We start from the raw sequence: 15095 nt of genomic DNA on the forward strand, positions 1-15095 counted from the left end.
CGCACAGGCGGCGTCAGCCGCGCCGCCCGAGGGCGCGCAGGCCGAGGGCGCGCTGCCCGGGGGCCCTCTCGCGGCACAGGGCCACCGCCGCGACGACCGCGACACACAGCACCAGGGCCCAGACGCGGCGCGACGGATCCCATCCCGCCGACAGCGGCTGGGCGAACGGATCCAGGGTCTCCGGCAGGGGCAGCAGCACGGACACGATCACGCACATCACCACGCCCGGTGCCGCCAGCGCACCGCCGCCGGTGCCCGCTCCGGTGCCGTTGCCCGTGCTGAGCCGGAACCCGAGGGCGGCAAGCGCGATCACCATCGTCAGCAGTGCCGCCGCCTCCAGGGTGAGGCCGGGCTGCGGGAGCAGTGGCCGCTCGTCCGGATTCACCGCCATGGCACCCAGGAGCAGCACCGCCGTCCAGCCTGCGGCCGCCCCGAGCAGCGCGACGAAGATCCGCAGCCCGTGCACCACCCAGCGCGGAGTCGGCACCACTTCCGTCGTGCGGGCGGCCGGGTCGTCCAGCAGGAATGCCGCGCCCACCGCGATCAGCACGGCCGCGGAACGGATCAGCAGGACGACGTCGACGAGCCGCATACCGCCGGAGACCAGGGCCGGGACGCCCAGCAGCAGCACCGCGGCCGTCACGGCGATCAGCAGCGGCAGCGTCCGGGCGGAGCGCAGGGCGTACGGCAGGAGCAGCGGCCACAGCCTTCGGGTGCTCATGCGCAGGCCCGCTCGCCGGCCGGAACCTGCGCGGGCGCGCGTACTCCAAGGAGCTCGGCGGCACGGTCGGTGGTGGTCCCGGCCGCGGTCAGTTCGCGCCACGACGCCTTCACCCGCTCACCGAGCCGGTCGGACGGCTCGGCCAGCAGCTTCAGCGCGAACTCCCGTTCCCTGGCGTCGAAGTCGAGTCCGCTTGCCGATTCGAGGACCAGCAGGCTCAGTCCTCCTGTCGTGCGGCCGACAAGATCCTTGAGGGCGGCCCTGGAATCGCCGGTGGCCTGCCCGGCGAGCCACAGGGTCAGTACGGCGCGGGCGCCGCAGACGGTGGTCCCGCGCTCCCCCCGCGGCAGCGTGCCCGTCACCACGCGGTAGGCGAACAGCGCCGAGAACTCGGCCACCGCGTCGCTCTCCGCGTCCTGTCCCGCATTGCCCGCGCTCCACCAGGTGCCGACGGGAACGGCGCCCGGCGTCCCTTCCCTGCGGTCGTCGGTGTCCCAGGCGGCGTACGGCAGCGGCATGTTGGCATGCGCCTCGATGCCGTCCCGGAAGATCCGCTGGCGTACGGAGTAGCGGGCGTCGGCCACGGCGTGCGGTGTACGGGCGAGAACGCCGCGCACCACGCCGTCCCACTCGGTCACCCGCCCCTTGAACTCGGGGAAGGCGCAGTAGGTGACGCTCCCCCTGGTCGCGCACTGCTGGCCGGCGGCCGGGTGCTCGGTGACGTCGGCCCTGGCCCGTACGACGCTGTCCGGCAGTGGCCGCATCTGCACTGCGCCCGCGACCACGGCCACGACCGCGGCGACGGCGGCCACAGCCCAGAGCGGCCGCGTGCCGCGGCGCGGCGGCTGTGGCGCCGCGCCCGGCCGGCCCCGCAGCAGGGCGCACGCGGCGAGCAGCGCGGTCAGGCCGGTCAGCCACAGCAGGTGCAGTCCGGCCGGCCTGCCGACCAGCGCCGACGGCAGCGGCTGGGCGAACTCGTCCTCGATGGCGACGACGGCCAGCCAGCGCCAGCCGGCAGTGTTCTGGACGGCGGCGATGAAGGTGAACACCGCGAGCAGGGCCAGTGCGAGCGAAGCCGCGGAGGGAGTCGGGAACAGGCGCGCGAGCAGCACCCCGAGGACCCCGGCGAGGAGTACCACGGCGGGGCCGGTCGCCACCTCGAGCCACTGGACGGTGCCGACGGCTCCCGGCTTGGCGGCGAGGTGGCCGATCCTGGCGAGGCTGAGGCCCGCGCAGAGCAGGGCCGCGGGGAGCACCGCCAGCAGATGGGCGAGGCCGCGGCCGCGGGCGCCGACGACCAGCACCTCGTACACGGGCTCCACGCCGTGGCGGACGGCCCGCAGCACACCGAAGTCGGCGGCGAGCAGCGTGCCGGCGGCGAGCAGCAGGGTCGGCAGCTGGATGTAGCGGGAGCTGTCCTGCAGGACCGGGTAGCGGTTCGCCGCGTCCCCGGTCGCCAGGGCGTAGCCCCACAGCGCGAGATAGCCGGCCAGGGCGCCGAGCATCGCCGGGTGGCGCAGCAGGCACAGCGTTTCCACGCGGGCCAGCGCGAGGACCGCACCGCTCGTCCCGTTCCGCCCGGCCGGGGCCGCCGCCCGGTCCGCGTGGCCCCGGCGGGCATCGCCGACGACGGTCATGCCGCGTGCTCCTTCTGGGCGGTGGCGTCGAGGAGCAGCAGGTAGCCGTCCTCCAGCGTGGGTTCGAGGAGGGGAGCGCCGGAGGGAGCGGTGCCGATGTTCCGCACGGTTCCGACTCCGGTGCGCCATCCCGCGAGGGCCCGCGGGTCCCGTTCGGCGCTGCTCCATACGCGGCCGGCGGCGACGGCCGCGAGCGCCGGCGGCTCGCCGTCGAACTTCACGGTGCCGTGGTCCAGTACGACGACGCGGCGGCAGAGCGCGGCGACGTCCTCGGTCTGGTGGGTGGACAGCAGTACGGTGCGGCCGTCGCCGAGGTCGGCGATCAGCTCCCGGAACCGCAGCCGCTGTTCGGGGTCGAGGCCGACGGTCGGCTCGTCCAGGATGAGGAATTCGGGGTCGCCGACGAGGGCCGCGGCCAGCGCGACCCGCTGGCGCATACCGCCGGAGAGCTGCTTGATCTTCTTGCCGCGCCGGCCCGGCAGCCCGACCGCGTCGAGCACGCGCAGGACTTCGCGGTGCCTGGCGGCGCGGTCGGTCAGCTCTTTGAGGATGGCGACGTAGTCGACGAACTCGAAGGCGGTGAAGGCCGGGTGGAAGCCGGGGTCCTGCGGCAGATAGCCGAGGCGGCGCCGGATCCCGAGCCGCCCCTCGGGCGTCCGCGGGTCCTTGCCGAGCACCGAGATGTCGCCGCCGTCGGGCAGCGCCGCGGTGGCGAGCGTCCGCAACAGGGTCGTCTTGCCGGCGCCGTTCGGGCCCAAGAGCCCGGTCACGCCGGCTCCCAGGGTGAAGGACACCCCGGCCAGTGCCCTGAAGCTCCGGTAGTTCACTTCGAGTTCGCGGACGGTGACCGCGGCTGGGGTCATCGGGATGTCCTTCCGGTTCACGCGCGTGCGTGCTGGGTGTCCCGGTCGTACCGGGTGCGGGTCAGGGTGATGGAGACGGTGGCGGCGGCGAGCACTCCGGCCGCGGACAGTTGTCCGGTGGCGCTGAGCAGCGCGTCCTGTACGGGCCCGAAGGCCGCCAGCAGGCAGAGTGTCCAGGCCCCGCCGACGACGCCGGCCGCCGCGGTGGGGTCGATGCGCGCCGACAGCGCCAGCGTGATCGAGGTCAGCGCGAGGGAGGGCAGCAGCCAGCCGAGCGTCTCCAGGGCGGGCCCGGGCAGCGCCACCGCAGCGGCGGCGGTGGGGACCATGGCCGTGGTGACCACGGCGACCGTGCGCAGCATCAGCAGCCGCAGGCCGTACACAGGGGTGACGAGGGTGATCTCGTACATCGGGTCGCTGCGGGGGCCGAAGGAGAGGGCGACTCCGATCACCGGCAGCGCGGGCGCCACCACGAAGAACGGCAGCGAGGCGGAGGCCGCGTGCCCCAGCCTGGCCACGACCAGGGCGAGCAGCAGCGTGACCACGGCTGCCGTGAGCCAGGAACGGCGCAGTGCGGGTGTCGCGGTGATCAGCCGTGCCGTGTGGCCGGGTACCCGCAGCCGGTGCAGCGCACGCTCCGCGGGCCCCGGCCGGGGCACGTCCTTGGCGATGGACAACCGTGCCCAGCCGGCCTCGGTGCGCGAGGTGTCGGCGTACGCGGCGAGCCGTGCCCGGCAGTGCGCGCACCGTGCCAGATGCCCTTCGGAGCCGGCGAGAGCGGGCGGGCCGAGCTCCCCGGCGGTGTAGTCACGCAGCAGGGCGTCCGGAAGGTGCACGCCGCTGTGCGGCAGGGGACGTGCTGCGCTCCCCCGGCTGCCGGTGTCCCACGGGGAAGTCATCGCCTGCTCCTCTCCTGCGCCCCTCATGTCCTTTTCCGATCCGCTCATGCCAGCTCCTTCCGGAGCCGCTGGCGTGCCCTCATCGCACGGGTTTTGACGGTGCCTGCCGGAATCCGCAGCACTTTCGCGGCCTCGGCGGTGGTGAGGCCGTCGACCACGGTGGCCTGCAGCACCGCCTTGAGTTCCGCCGGCAACTTCTCGAGGGCGTACGCGAGTTCGCCGTGCGGGATGCCGTGCAGCACCTCGTCCTCGGCGGACGGCTGTTCCTGGTGCCGGAACCGGCCGAGTGCCCGGGTCAGCCGCTGCCGTGCGCCGTGTCCCCGCTGGATGTCGACGAGCCGACGGGATCCGATGCGCCACAGCCAGCCGGCCGCGTCCGCGCCCGGCTCCTCGCGGTAGCGCGCGGTGCCCCGCCATACGGCGAGGAAGGTCTCCTGTACGACGTCGTCGACAACGCCGGGATCAGGACACCGGTACTGGAGCCGGGCGACCAACCACGGCTCGTAACGCCGGTAGAGCAGCTCGAAGGCACGGCTGTCGCCGTCCTCCACTGCACGCAGCAGTTCCCCGTCACTGGGTTGCTGCCCCTCCACGTACGCCACATCCCCTCATCGGACGGGCGGGGCGGATCGGTTCACGGAAGTCGGAGATTGTTTCCGGCCCCTGCCCCCCACCAGCATTCAGCCAACCACTGCTCTGTACAGGCCATTTACCCGCCGTTCCACAGGCCGCTTTTTCGACCATTGGCCATGGAACTGCGCAAAGGCCATTCGGAACTCTTTCTTCCCCCCTCGCAACAGACGTACCTTCGCCATCGCTCGGGCCCGACCAACCCGAGAGCGGGTCCGACCAACCCGAAGAAGAGGGGAAATTCCGCATGCCCAAGAGCCTCAAGTCACTGGCGCGCCCTGCCGCCGTTCTCATGGCCACCGGAGCCATCGCCGGCGTGATGGGCGTGGCCCCGGCGGCCGCAGCGCCCGCCCAGGCCACCGCCGTACCGTCGTGCATCACCATCAAGAACACGTCGAGCTGGGCCACCACGACGACGCGGGTGACCAACAACTGCAGCCGTGGGACGTACCGCTACTACTTCAAGTGGGACCGGCACACCGACGGCCCCTGTGAGACCTACGCGCCGGGCCACTGGCACTCCGAGACCGTGGCCATCACCGCGCGCTTCGCGGGCCTCGGCGGCTGCTGATCCGGCCGGCTGTCCAGCGATTGGTCCGGCTGCCTCCGTCCGGCGGCTGATGCAGTCGTTCTGAGCGGCTGACGTCGCACCGCACCAAGGCGAGGGGCCTTCCCTGAAGCCCTACTCCAGGGAAAACCCCTCGCCGTCCGTGGTGCGCGTCGGTCCGCGCATACCCGCCGCTACACCGGCTCCAGGAACTCCAGCCGGTTGCCCACCGGGTCCTCGGAGTAGAAACGGCGGTGGCCGGGGAGGCCATCGTCCCAGACCACCTTCGCGCCGCGCTCCTCCAGCCGAGCCGCGTACGCCCCGATGCCGGTGACCCGCAGTCCGGGGTGGGCCTTCCCGGCCGCCCGGAAGTCCGCCTCGATGCCGAGATGGAGCTGGACGGGACCCTGCTGGAACCAGCAGCCGCCGCGGGCCGCCAGTACCGGTGGCTTGGGAATTTCCGTCATACCCAGGACATCGGCGTAGTACGCACGCAGAGCGTCCTCCGAGCCGGGCGGCGCGGCCAGTTGGACATGGTCGACGGCGGTGAGCATCAGTACCTCTTCCGTGCGACGGCGAAGATCCGGCGGAACGGGAACACCGTGCCGTGCGGACCCGGGGGATAGGCCTTGCGGAGCAGGTCGCGGTACTGACCCAGGAACTCGGCGGCGGCTGCGGCATCGTCGCCGAACTCGGTGAGGACCGGACGCAGCGCCGTACCCTTCACCCAGTCCAGCACCGGATCCTCCCCGGCGAGGAGTTGGAGATATGTGGTCTCCCAGGCGTCCGTCTCGCAGCCGAGATCCACCAGACGGCCGAGGTAGTCGGCGGGATCCAGGACATGGACGAAGCGCCGCCCGCGGTCGCCGAGCCGGGCGCGCCACTGCGGGGTGGCGCAGAGCTCGCCGAGGAGGGCGTGGCTGGGGGAGGTGAAGTTGCCGGGGACCTGTAAGGCGAAGGTGCCGCCGGGAGCGAGGCCCTCGATCCAGACCGGGAAGGACTCGGGATGGTTCGGCACCCACTGCAGTGCCGCGTTGGAGACGATCAGGTCGTACGGTTCGTCGGGCGTCCAGTGCGCGGCATCGGCGGGCCGGAAGTCCAGCCGGCCGCCGCCGGATGTGGCGCCCGCGTGCTCCTTCTCCGCGATCGCGAGCATCTCGGGAGAGAGGTCGAAACCGGTGATGTGGGCGGTGGGCCAGCGGTCGGCGATGAGCGCGGTGACATTGCCGGGGCCGCAGCCGATGTCGGCTATCCGGGCGGGCCGGTCGCCATTGGGCAGCCGGGGTATTCGGGCGAGAAGATCCACGAATGGGCGCGTTCTGTGCCCGGCGTAGCGCAGGTACTGATGCGGATCCCAGGTTGGTGCGGAATGCATGTTCGAGCCCCCTTGCAGGAACGGTGTGCCGAAGCGGAACGAGGTTCCGGCCCGACCATGCCCAAGCCTGCGCCCGAATATATCTTGATGTCAAGAGACTTCACGTCGACAGACCCTCTACACTGATCGACATGGAGGACGAGGTCGATCGACTGGTCGCAGCATGGCGCCGTGAGCGCCCCGACCTCGACGTGGAACCGCTCGAGGTGCTCAGCCGTGTCTCCCGGCTCGCCCGCCATCTCGACCGGGCCCGTCGGCTCGCCTTCTCCGAGCACAATCTGGAGCCGTGGGAGTTCGATGTACTCACCTCGCTGCGGCGCGCGGGGGCTCCGTATCAGCTCTCGCCGGGACAGCTGCTGACCCAGACCCTGGTCACCTCAGGCACCATGACCAACCGCATCGACCGGCTCGCGAAGAAGGACCTGGTCGAGCGGCTGCCCGACCCCAGCGACCGGCGCGGTGTGCTGGTGCGCCTCACACCCGAGGGGCGGGACCGCGCCGACCAGGCACTGGCCGGGCTCCTCGCACAGGAGCGCGCGATCCTGTCCGAACTGTCACGCGCCCAGCGGGCTGAACTGGCCGCGCTGCTACGCCAGTTGACCGCCCCGTTCGACAACGTCCCCGGCTAGGTCGACCGGACCGACGCCGGCGCGGCGCGCGAGAGCGACCGCGGCGAGCGTGGAGTGCACGCCCAGCTTCCCCAGAACGTTCTGCATATGCGTACGGACGGTGTGCGGGGACAGGAAAAGGCGCTCGGCCACTGCTTTGCGCCCCAGCCCCGCGACCATGCAGCGCAGTACCTCACGCTCGCGCGGCGTGAGGGACTCGACGAGCCGCTCACTGTCGGTGCGGTGCTTGCGGGCCGCGGTCAGCTCTCGCAGTACGCCGGTGAGCAGGGCCGGGGGCAAGTGGGTCTCGTCCCTCAACACCCCCCGAATCACCGCGAGCAGCCGCTGCAGCGAGCAGTCCTTGGCGACCCAGCCGGAGGCTCCGGCCTGGAGTGCGAGCGCGGCGCGGCGCGGGTCGTCCTTCTCGGCGAGCACGACCGTACGGACGGCGGGCTGGCCGGAGCGGACGCCGGCGACCAGGGATATACCGTCGACGAGACCCTCCTCGCCGTTGTCGGACACGGCACGGGCGACGGCACGGCCGCCCGGCACCGCGAGGGCGCCGAGGTCGGCGTCGACCAGCATCACATCGAATCTGCGGCCGTCGGCGGCCGCCCGCTCCAGGCACCGCAGCGCGGCGGGGCCGCTGCCGGCCGCGGCGACATCGGGCTCGGCCGCGAGAGCGGCGGCGAGTGACTCGGCGAAGATGCGGTGGTCGTCCACCACCAGGACCCGGATACGAACCACAGACACCCCCAGTGTCGGAAGACGGACCGGTGCGGGTACGCCGCCCGGGAATTGGGGTAATCCAGCGGTCGCGCGGCCGCCGCCGCGCAGTGACTGCTACCCCGCCCCGGGCGTCGTACCCGACTGTCTCGCCCCCTGATCAGCACCGGCCCCCACCGGTACTGAGCATCAGCGTACGGATGGGTGGCCGGAGCGGAAGGTTATTTGCAGAACTGACTGGCCAGGGTGTTTAGGGTGTGCCACATGTTTCGTATTGAGACAGAAGTCGACAAAGATCGGCGGATGCTGCTCGGTGAGCGGCTGGACAGCAGCAACACGGGACGGTCACCGGCGATGCGGGCGCTGCGGGGTACACCGCACGACGACGAAGTGCCGCTGGAGGTCTGGGCGCTGGAACCGGGCACGGCCGAGCCGGCGGGCGGACTGACGGCACTCACCTGGGGACGCTGGCTCCAGGTGGATCTGCTCTGGGTCGCGGACACCCACCGCGGCACGGGCCTCGGCACGCGGCTGCTGGACGAGGCGGAACGGACGGCGAAGGAGGACCGGGGGTGCCTGTACGCACGCCTGGAGACCTGGGACTTCCAGGCGCCGGAGTTCTACCGAAAACGCGGGTACGCGGTGGTGGGCAGGGTGGAGGACTATCCCCCGGGGGCAACGGAGTTCATCCTCACAAAGCGGCTGGCGTAGCGGGCCGGCGGCTCACGACAGGCGCGTGGCGCCCCGGGAAGGCGTCGCCGTGAAGATCCTCGGTTCCGCGAGGCCCGCGGACGCGAACGCCTCCAGGACCGACTTCGTGACCGTCGGCGTCGTCGGCACATCCGACAGGACGATCACCGAGCCGCCGAAGCCGCCGCCCGTCATCCTCGCGCCCAGCGCGCCCGCCGCCAGCGCTGTGCCGACCACCAGGTCCAGTTCCGGGCAGGAGACCCGGAAGTCGTCCCGCAGCGAGGCATGCCCCTCCGTCAGCACCGGGCCCATGGCGCGCACCTCGCCCGCCCGCAGGAGGCCGATCACCCGCTCGACCCGGTGGTCCTCGGTCACGACATGCCGCACCAGAGCGCGCACCCGCGGATCGTCCAGCCGGTCCAGCGCCCGGGCCAGACCCTCGTACGGAATGTCCCGCAGCGCGGCAACGCCGAGCGCCGCCGCCGCCGCCTCGCAGCCGGCGCGGCGTCTGCCGTACTCGCCGTCGCTGTGGGCGTGCTTGACGCGCGTGTCGACGACCAGGAGTTCCAGTCCCAGCGCCGCCGGATCGAAGGGGATCTGGCGCTGGGACAGGTCCCGGGTGTCCAGGTGCAGCGCGTGTCCGGCCGTGCAGCACGCCGAGGCCGTCTGGTCCATGATCCCGGTGGGCGCGCCGACGTAGACATTCTCGGCGCGCCGGCACAGCCGGGCCATCCGCCACCGCTCCAGGCCCAGTTCGTACAGATCGTTCAGCGCGAGAGCCGTGACGACCTCGAGCGCCGCGGAGGAGGAGAGGCCGGCGCCCGTGGGTACGGTGGACTCGTAGTGCAGGTCCGCGCCGCCGGCCGCGTGGCCCGCCTCGCGCAGCGCCCAGACGACGCCCGCCGGGTAGTCGGTCCAGCCGCCCGGGCCCCGGCCCGGTGCGAGGTCGCCTACGCGCAGTTCGACCGGTCCGCCCCCGACATCCGCCGAGTGCAGTCGCAGTACGCCGTCGTCGCGGCGCGCCGCAGTGACGACCGTGGTGTGCGGCAGCGCGAAGGGCAGCACGAAACCGTCGTTGTAGTCGGTGTGTTCACCGATCAGGTTCACCCGGCCGGGGGCCGCCCACACACCGTCCCTCATGACGCGTTCTCCCTCCCACGGGCGAAGGCCCAGGCGTCCGAGACGATGCCCGCCAGGTCCGCGCGGCTCGGCTGCCAGCCCAGGCGTCTGTGCGCGGTGGCCGCCGAGGCGACGAGCACCGCCGGGTCGCCGCCGCGGCGCGGGGCCACGACCTCCGGGACCGGATGGCCGGTGACCCGGCGTACGGTTTCGATGACCTCGCGGACCGAGAAGCCGTTGCCGTTGCCGAGGTTGCAGATCAGGTGTTCGCCGGCGGTCGCCGCGTCCAGCGCGAGCAGATGCGCCTCGGCGAGGTCGGCGACATGGATGTAGTCGCGGACACAGGTGCCGTCCGGGGTCGGGTAGTCGTCACCGAACACCGAGATGGACTCGCGTTTGCCGAGGGCGACCTGCAGCACCAGCGGGATGAGATGCGACTCGGGGTCGTGGCGTTCGCCGCACATGATGTTCCCCGACGGGCCGTACGCGCCCGCCACGTTGAAGTACCGAAGGGACACGGCCGCGAGGCCGTGCGCCCCGGCCTCGCCCGTGATCATGTGGTCGACGGCGAGCTTGGATGCGCCGTACGGACTGGTGGGAGCCATCGGGTCGGTCTCGGTGATCAGTGTGGAGACCGGCTCGCCGTACGTCGCCGCGGTGGACGAGAAGACCAGCTTGCGGACACCCGCGTACCGCATGGCGGCAAGCAGCGCCGTGGTCCCGCCGACGTTGTTCGTCCAGTACTTCTCGGGGTTGACCACCGACTCGCCGACCTGCGAGAAGGCCGCGAAGTGCAGCACCGCGTCGTACGAGGAATCCAGCCACTTGGCCGCGTCCTGGATCCGGCCCTCGATGAACTCGGCGTCCGCCGGAACCCCTTCCAGGAACCCGGTCGAGAGGTCGTCGAGCACGGTCACCCGGTGGCCGGCTTCCAGCAGATGCTGCGCCACCACGCTGCCGACGTATCCCGCACCGCCGGTGACAAGGTACTTCTTCTGCGGCATGCTGCTCACTCGCTCGCTACCTCTCGCAGTCTCTCAGCCGCGGTTTCCGGCGGCACGTCATTGATGAACACGCTCATACCGGACTCGGAACCCGCGAGGAACTTGAGCTTGCCGGAAGCCCGGCGGACGGTGAAAAGCTCGAGATGGAGTCCGAAGTCACTCCGGCCGGCATCTGCGAAGGGCGCCTGGTGCCATGCCGCGATGTACGGCGTCGGCGGTTCGCCCGCACCGAAGATCCGGTCGAAGCGCCTCAACAGTTCCAGATAGATCTGTGGGAACTCTGTGCGCGCCGCGTCGTCCAGCGCCCGCAGGTCCGGCACGCGCCGCAGCGGGTACAGATGCACCTCGTACGGCCAGTGCGCCGCATACGGCACGAACGCGACCCAGTGCCGGCCCTCCAGCACCACCCGTACGCGCTGCTCACGCTCGCGCGCGACAAGGTCGTCGAAAAGATTGCGGCCGGTCTCCGCCCGGTGTCCGGCGGCCGAGCGCAGCATCAGCGCGGTGCGCGGGGTGACGAAGGGGTACGCGTAGATCTGGCCGTGCGGGTGCCCCAGCGTCACCCCGATCTCGGCGCCTCGGTTCTCGAAGCAGAAGACCTGCTCCACCTGTGGAAGTCCGGCGAGCTCGGCGGTGCGGTCGGTCCAGGCCTCCAGCACCAGCGAGGCCTGTTCCTCTCCGAGGTCGGCGAACGACGCGTCGTGGTCGGAGGTGAAGCAGACGACCTCGCAGCGGCCGGAGTCGCCGGCCAGGGACGGAAAGCGGTTCTCGAAGACGGCGACGTCGTAGTCGGCGGCCGGGATCTCGCTGAGGCGGCCGTCCCTGGACGGGCAGAGCGGGCATGCGTCGGCCGGCGGGTGGTAGGTGCGGCCCTGACGGTGCGAGGCGATGGCGACCGAGTCGCCGAGCAGCGGGTCGCGGCGGACCTCGGAGATGGTGGAGATCGGGTCGAGCGGCCGCAGGTCGACGGCGTCGCGTACGGCGTCATCGCGGGAGTCGTAGTAGAGCAGCTCACGACCGTCGGCGAGCCGGGTCGACGTCTTCTTCACTCTGGAGCTCCCTCAGCCTCCCAGCAAACAGAACCGCACATAACAAATCACAAGCCAACAGTCGTCGTCAATGGGCATGCAGCATGCGCTTACTTAGGACATTTCAACCCTGGGTGAAACAGGCGAACCGTGGGTGAGAACCGGGGCCGGCCGTACCGGTCTTCGGTACGGGGACGGCGGCGACCAGGGCCAACAGCCATCAGGAAGGCGCTGGACATCTCCGGAAGGGCGGCGCGGGCCGCGCCTCGGCGATCGTCGCCCCTATTCGTCCTGCGCGCTATTCGTCTTGCGCGCTCCTGATCGCCCTCGGCACGCTCTACGCCGCGCCCAAGTCCGAGGGCCACAGACCCCGCGACCACAGACCCCGCGACCACAGACTCCGAGGCCACGGACCCGAGGACGCAGACCCGAGGACGCAGATCCCCCGAGGACGCGTAACGCCTACTCCGCCGCCGGTCCCGGCGACGAGACGGTCGTCGCCCGGTCCAGCAGTCCGGTGCGCGCCGCCAACGCCGCCGCCTCCAGCCGGGAGCCCACTCCCAGTTTCATCAGCACCCGCTGCACATGCGTACGAGCCGTGCTCGGGGCTATCCCCATCCCGGCCGCGATCAGCCGGGTGTCCTCGCCCTCAGCGACCCTGACCAGTACCTCGACCTCGCGCGGAGTGAGCAGGTGCAGCAGTCGCTGGCCCTCGTCATCCGGCTGCGCGGCCGGGTTGAGCAGCTCGGCGAACGCGCCCTGCAGCAGCTGCGGAGCCACCACCGCCTCGCCCGCCCGCGCCTTGACCATCGCCCGCTCGACGCCCTCGATCCGCTCATCGTGACGTACGTAGCCGGAGGCGCCGGCCGCGAAGGCCGCGGCGATCCCCCGTGGGCTCGGCACCGGGCCGAGGACCACCACAGCCACCTGAGGGCGCTCCCGCTTGATCTTCACGATCGGGTCGAAGGCGCCCGGTTCCGCGGGTGTCGCCGTGCCCATCAGGCACACCTCGGGCGCTCGGGCCACCACCAGCTCGGCCGCCCCGGCCGCGGGAGCGGCCGCCGCGAGCACCCGGTGCCCACGCAGCTTCAAGGCCGAGGCGAGTGCCTCGGCGAGCAGTCGGTGATCATCGACCACTACGAGCCGCACGCCCATCGAGCAACCCCCATCCCCGCGAGCTGGCCCCCCGGCCCTCCTGACCCGGCAAGCTACACGCTTGTTCGACGTGGCGCGCCCCTAACTCGGCAGAAGCCCCCCAGAATGCCGAATTCTTCGCCAAACAGGGCCACAACAGCGCTTGTCATGACCGTGGCCCGGTACATCGGAGAACCGATGTACCGGGCCACTGGCCGGAATTGTGCCGCGTGCGGCATGCGCCCTGTCGGAGATCAGTCCGCCGTGCTGAAGGCGACAGCCAGGTACTTCTTCCCGAACGAGGACGAGGACGACGACGGCTTGCTCATCAGGACCGCGCCCACGTACAGGCGGCCGTTCGCATAGCGGTACTCGGCGAAGTCCGTGGAGAAGCTGGTCTCCGCCTCCCGTACCGCCTTGTCGGCCGGATTGTCCATCAGCACCGTCTGCTTGAAGGTGCTGCCGTCGATGCTGACGATCTGGCCGCCCTTGTCGTAGGGAGGCCACTTGTACGCGATGATGTTGCCGCCGTCCATCCGGATCGGGAACATCGTGTAGCGGTCGCCCGCGTCCGCACGGTCGCTGGTGGGCTTTCCGGTGGCGAGGTCGTAGGACACGATCTCGTTGGTGTCGCCGTACTCGCCCGTGCCCTCGTGGTCCGCGGTCGGCAGGTAGAGCCTGCCGTTTCCGACGACGGCCTTCTGGCAGGTCTCGACCTCGGTGGAGCCGCACCTGGCCTGGAACTTGTCACCCGTCGCCGAGATCTTGGCGCGCAGCGCACCCTTGTCGTCGAGCGAGAAGAAGTCCGAGATGCCGCCCGAACCGGTGTCGCCGACGTCTGCGGCGACGACCAGTGGCTTGGTGGAGATGACGCTCGCGTAGCCGACGCCGGGCGGCATCTTGTACGAGAACAGCGGGGTGCCGTTGGCCGGGTTCAGGCCCTGGATGATGACCTGCGGGTTGTCGTACGAACCGCATTTGCGGGCGGCGACGAGCGCCGGGCCCCCGCCGTACCCCATGTCGTAGCAGCCCTCGGCATTGGCCGTGGGCTTCCAGCGGACGGCGCCGCTGTTGAGGTCGAACGCCGCGCCGCCGTCGGTGCCGCCCCCGGCGACCGTGGTACCGCTCTGGGTGACCTCGGTGAAATTGACCTTGCCGTCACCGCTGGAGGCGCCGGTGACGGACTTGCTCCACAGCAGTTTGCCGGTGCCGAGATCGACGACGCCGACCTCGGTGCACGGCTGGTAGTTCTTCGGCGGAGTCCGCTTGGCGGCCTCGAAGACGATCGCGGCCTTGTTGTCCTCGGAGAGGTGCCGGGAAGCCGCGCAGATCTGGCCCGCGAGCGGGAGGGTCCACAGCGGGGTGCCCTTGGCCGCGTCGTAGCCGACAAGGGAGTTGACCCCTGGCTTGACGTAGGCCTTGTCGGTGACCCAGGAACCCTTGACGCTCGTGAGGTCGGTGCGCGCGGGTTCCGGCAGCTGGAAGGCCACTTTGGAGTGGATGTTCGCGGGCGCCTGCTCCTTGCCGGCGCCGTCGGCGGCCTTCCCGCCGCCGGTGGAACCGCCGTTGGGGCCCTGGGAACTGCCGCCCGAGCTGCTCTTGCTGTCGTCCGTCTTGCCGCCGCCGTCGTCCTTGGAGGCGAACCAGATGCCGCCGACGACGATCAGCACCACGGCGAGGGACGCCGCGATGATGATCTGCATCTGCGTGCTCAGCTTCTTGCCGCCACCGCCGCCACTGCCGCCGGGCTGAGGCTGCATGTACTGCGGCTGCATGGGCGTGGTCGGGTAGCCGTAGCCCGGCTGGGCCGGCGGCGCTCCGGCCGGAGGCGCCTGCGGGTAGCCGTAACCGGGCACCTGGCCCGGCGCCTGCGGATAGCCGTAACCGGGCTGGCCCTGCGACGGCTGGGCGGGCGGCTGCGGCTGCGGCTGCGGGTAGCCGTACGAAGGGTTCTGCGCGGGAGGCGGCGTCGGGGCTCCGAAGCCGCCGGGGGGCGGATCCTGCGGAGCACCGAACCCGCCCTGCGGCGGCTGTCCCGGCGGCTGATTCGGTGGCTGGTTCGGTGGGGGTGGTGGCTGCGTCATGGCGTACTTACCTCTGAAGAACGGGAGTTT

General features: G+C 71.4%; 16 protein-coding genes. 3 read left to right on the forward strand and 13 right to left on the reverse strand.

All coding sequences use genetic code 11. The annotated features are described in order from the left end of the window. Positions 1-13: 13 nt before the first annotated feature. The 5 genes from OG966_RS16625 to OG966_RS16645 are packed head-to-tail and all read right to left on the reverse strand — an operon-like array spanning position 14 to position 4713. Positions 14-721, reverse strand: a complete 708-nt coding sequence (locus tag OG966_RS16625) for a hypothetical protein (RefSeq protein ID WP_326650442.1) — start codon at positions 719-721, stop codon at positions 14-16. Beyond that, a complete protein-coding gene (locus OG966_RS16630; protein ID WP_326650444.1) occupies positions 718-2358 on the reverse strand; it encodes an ABC transporter permease in 1641 nt (546 codons plus the stop codon). Before OG966_RS16630 ends, OG966_RS16625 begins: the two co-directional genes overlap by 4 nt. Further along, on the reverse strand, positions 2355-3221 hold the full coding sequence (locus OG966_RS16635) for an ABC transporter ATP-binding protein (protein ID WP_326650445.1): 867 nt from the start codon (positions 3219-3221) through the stop codon (positions 2355-2357). Before OG966_RS16635 ends, OG966_RS16630 begins: the two co-directional genes overlap by 4 nt. A 17-nt stretch (positions 3222-3238) precedes the next feature. Then, a complete protein-coding gene (locus OG966_RS16640; RefSeq protein ID WP_326650447.1) occupies positions 3239-4168 on the reverse strand; it encodes a zf-HC2 domain-containing protein in 930 nt (309 codons plus the stop codon). Then, on the reverse strand, positions 4165-4713 hold the full coding sequence (locus OG966_RS16645) for an RNA polymerase sigma factor (protein ID WP_326655242.1): 549 nt from the start codon (positions 4711-4713) through the stop codon (positions 4165-4167). Before OG966_RS16645 ends, OG966_RS16640 begins: the two co-directional genes overlap by 4 nt. Before the next feature lie 284 nt (positions 4714-4997). Between OG966_RS16645 and OG966_RS16650 the strand changes: the two genes are divergently transcribed. Beyond that, positions 4998-5321 (forward strand): hypothetical protein, encoded by a 324-nt coding sequence (locus tag OG966_RS16650; protein ID WP_326650448.1) that lies wholly within the window; start codon positions 4998-5000, stop codon positions 5319-5321. 170 nt (positions 5322-5491) lie between these two features. Here OG966_RS16650 and OG966_RS16655 read toward each other — a convergent pair whose 3' ends face one another. Both OG966_RS16655 and OG966_RS16660 read right to left on the reverse strand, forming a co-directional pair. Further along, on the reverse strand, positions 5492-5851 hold the full coding sequence (locus OG966_RS16655) for a VOC family protein (RefSeq protein ID WP_326650449.1): 360 nt from the start codon (positions 5849-5851) through the stop codon (positions 5492-5494). Beyond that, positions 5851-6672 (reverse strand): trans-aconitate 2-methyltransferase, encoded by an 822-nt coding sequence (locus tag OG966_RS16660; RefSeq protein WP_326650450.1) that lies wholly within the window; start codon positions 6670-6672, stop codon positions 5851-5853. Before OG966_RS16660 ends, OG966_RS16655 begins: the two co-directional genes overlap by 1 nt. A 131-nt stretch (positions 6673-6803) precedes the next feature. Between OG966_RS16660 and tamR the strand changes: the two genes are divergently transcribed. Beyond that, complete coding sequence (tamR, locus tag OG966_RS16665) at positions 6804-7301, forward strand: MarR family transcriptional regulator TamR (RefSeq protein WP_324973496.1); 498 nt, start codon at positions 6804-6806, stop codon at positions 7299-7301. Here tamR and OG966_RS16670 read toward each other — a convergent pair. Continuing rightward, positions 7260-8027, reverse strand: coding sequence for a response regulator transcription factor (locus OG966_RS16670; protein WP_326655243.1), 768 nt, complete (start codon positions 8025-8027; stop codon positions 7260-7262). The two genes, tamR and OG966_RS16670, sit on opposite strands and share 42 nt — an antisense overlap. Before the next feature lie 243 nt (positions 8028-8270). On the opposite strand from OG966_RS16670, the gene OG966_RS16675 reads away from it, so the two are divergent. Further along, entirely contained in the window at positions 8271-8717 is a 447-nt protein-coding gene (locus tag OG966_RS16675) for a GNAT family N-acetyltransferase (protein ID WP_326650451.1), read from the forward strand. A 12-nt stretch (positions 8718-8729) separates the two neighbouring features. Here OG966_RS16675 and galK read toward each other — a convergent pair whose 3' ends face one another. The 5 genes from galK to OG966_RS16700 all read right to left on the reverse strand — a co-directional run bounded on the left by galK (position 8730) and on the right by OG966_RS16700 (position 15065). Further along, a complete protein-coding gene (gene galK / locus OG966_RS16680) occupies positions 8730-9836 on the reverse strand; it encodes a galactokinase (protein WP_326650452.1) in 1107 nt (368 codons plus the stop codon). Beyond that, positions 9833-10819, reverse strand: coding sequence for a UDP-glucose 4-epimerase GalE (gene galE / locus OG966_RS16685; RefSeq protein WP_326655245.1), 987 nt, complete (start codon positions 10817-10819; stop codon positions 9833-9835). Before galE ends, galK begins: the two co-directional genes overlap by 4 nt. Before the next feature lie 5 nt (positions 10820-10824). After that, a complete protein-coding gene (gene galT / locus OG966_RS16690; protein ID WP_326650453.1) occupies positions 10825-11868 on the reverse strand; it encodes a galactose-1-phosphate uridylyltransferase in 1044 nt (347 codons plus the stop codon). A gap of 441 nt (positions 11869-12309) precedes the next feature. Next, positions 12310-13002: a helix-turn-helix transcriptional regulator gene (locus OG966_RS16695; RefSeq protein WP_326650454.1), complete on the reverse strand. Its 693-nt coding sequence runs from the start codon at positions 13000-13002 to the stop codon at positions 12310-12312. A 233-nt stretch (positions 13003-13235) separates the two neighbouring features. Beyond that, a complete protein-coding gene (locus OG966_RS16700) occupies positions 13236-15065 on the reverse strand; it encodes an outer membrane protein assembly factor BamB family protein (RefSeq protein ID WP_326650456.1) in 1830 nt (609 codons plus the stop codon). Between the last annotated feature and the right edge of the window lie 30 nt (positions 15066-15095).

It is taken from the genome of Streptomyces sp. NBC_01750, assembly GCF_035918095.1.
Taxonomy (GTDB): Bacteria; Actinomycetota; Actinomycetes; order Streptomycetales; family Streptomycetaceae; genus Streptomyces.

Excerpts from the sequence above, each read along its gene's own strand:
- OG966_RS16625 (WP_326650442.1), bottom strand. The coding sequence starts at position 721 with ATGAGCACCCGAAGGCTGTGGCCGCTGCTCCTGCCGTACGCCCTGCGC.
- OG966_RS16630 (WP_326650444.1), bottom strand. The coding sequence starts at position 2,358 with ATGACCGTCGTCGGCGATGCCCGCCGGGGCCACGCGGACCGGGCGGCG.
- OG966_RS16635 (WP_326650445.1), bottom strand. The coding sequence starts at position 3,221 with ATGACCCCAGCCGCGGTCACCGTCCGCGAACTCGAAGTGAACTACCGG.
- OG966_RS16640 (WP_326650447.1), bottom strand. The coding sequence starts at position 4,168 with ATGAGCGGATCGGAAAAGGACATGAGGGGCGCAGGAGAGGAGCAGGCG.
- OG966_RS16650 (WP_326650448.1), top strand. The coding sequence starts at position 4,998 with ATGCCCAAGAGCCTCAAGTCACTGGCGCGCCCTGCCGCCGTTCTCATG.
- OG966_RS16655 (WP_326650449.1), bottom strand. The coding sequence starts at position 5,851 with ATGCTCACCGCCGTCGACCATGTCCAACTGGCCGCGCCGCCCGGCTCG.
- OG966_RS16660 (WP_326650450.1), bottom strand. The coding sequence starts at position 6,672 with ATGCATTCCGCACCAACCTGGGATCCGCATCAGTACCTGCGCTACGCC.
- tamR (WP_324973496.1), top strand. The coding sequence starts at position 6,804 with ATGGAGGACGAGGTCGATCGACTGGTCGCAGCATGGCGCCGTGAGCGC.
- OG966_RS16675 (WP_326650451.1), top strand. The coding sequence starts at position 8,271 with ATGTTTCGTATTGAGACAGAAGTCGACAAAGATCGGCGGATGCTGCTC.
- galK (WP_326650452.1), bottom strand. The coding sequence starts at position 9,836 with ATGAGGGACGGTGTGTGGGCGGCCCCCGGCCGGGTGAACCTGATCGGT.
- galE (WP_326655245.1), bottom strand. The coding sequence starts at position 10,819 with ATGCCGCAGAAGAAGTACCTTGTCACCGGCGGTGCGGGATACGTCGGC.
- OG966_RS16695 (WP_326650454.1), bottom strand. The coding sequence starts at position 13,002 with ATGGGCGTGCGGCTCGTAGTGGTCGATGATCACCGACTGCTCGCCGAG.
- OG966_RS16700 (WP_326650456.1), bottom strand. The coding sequence starts at position 15,065 with ATGACGCAGCCACCACCCCCACCGAACCAGCCACCGAATCAGCCGCCG.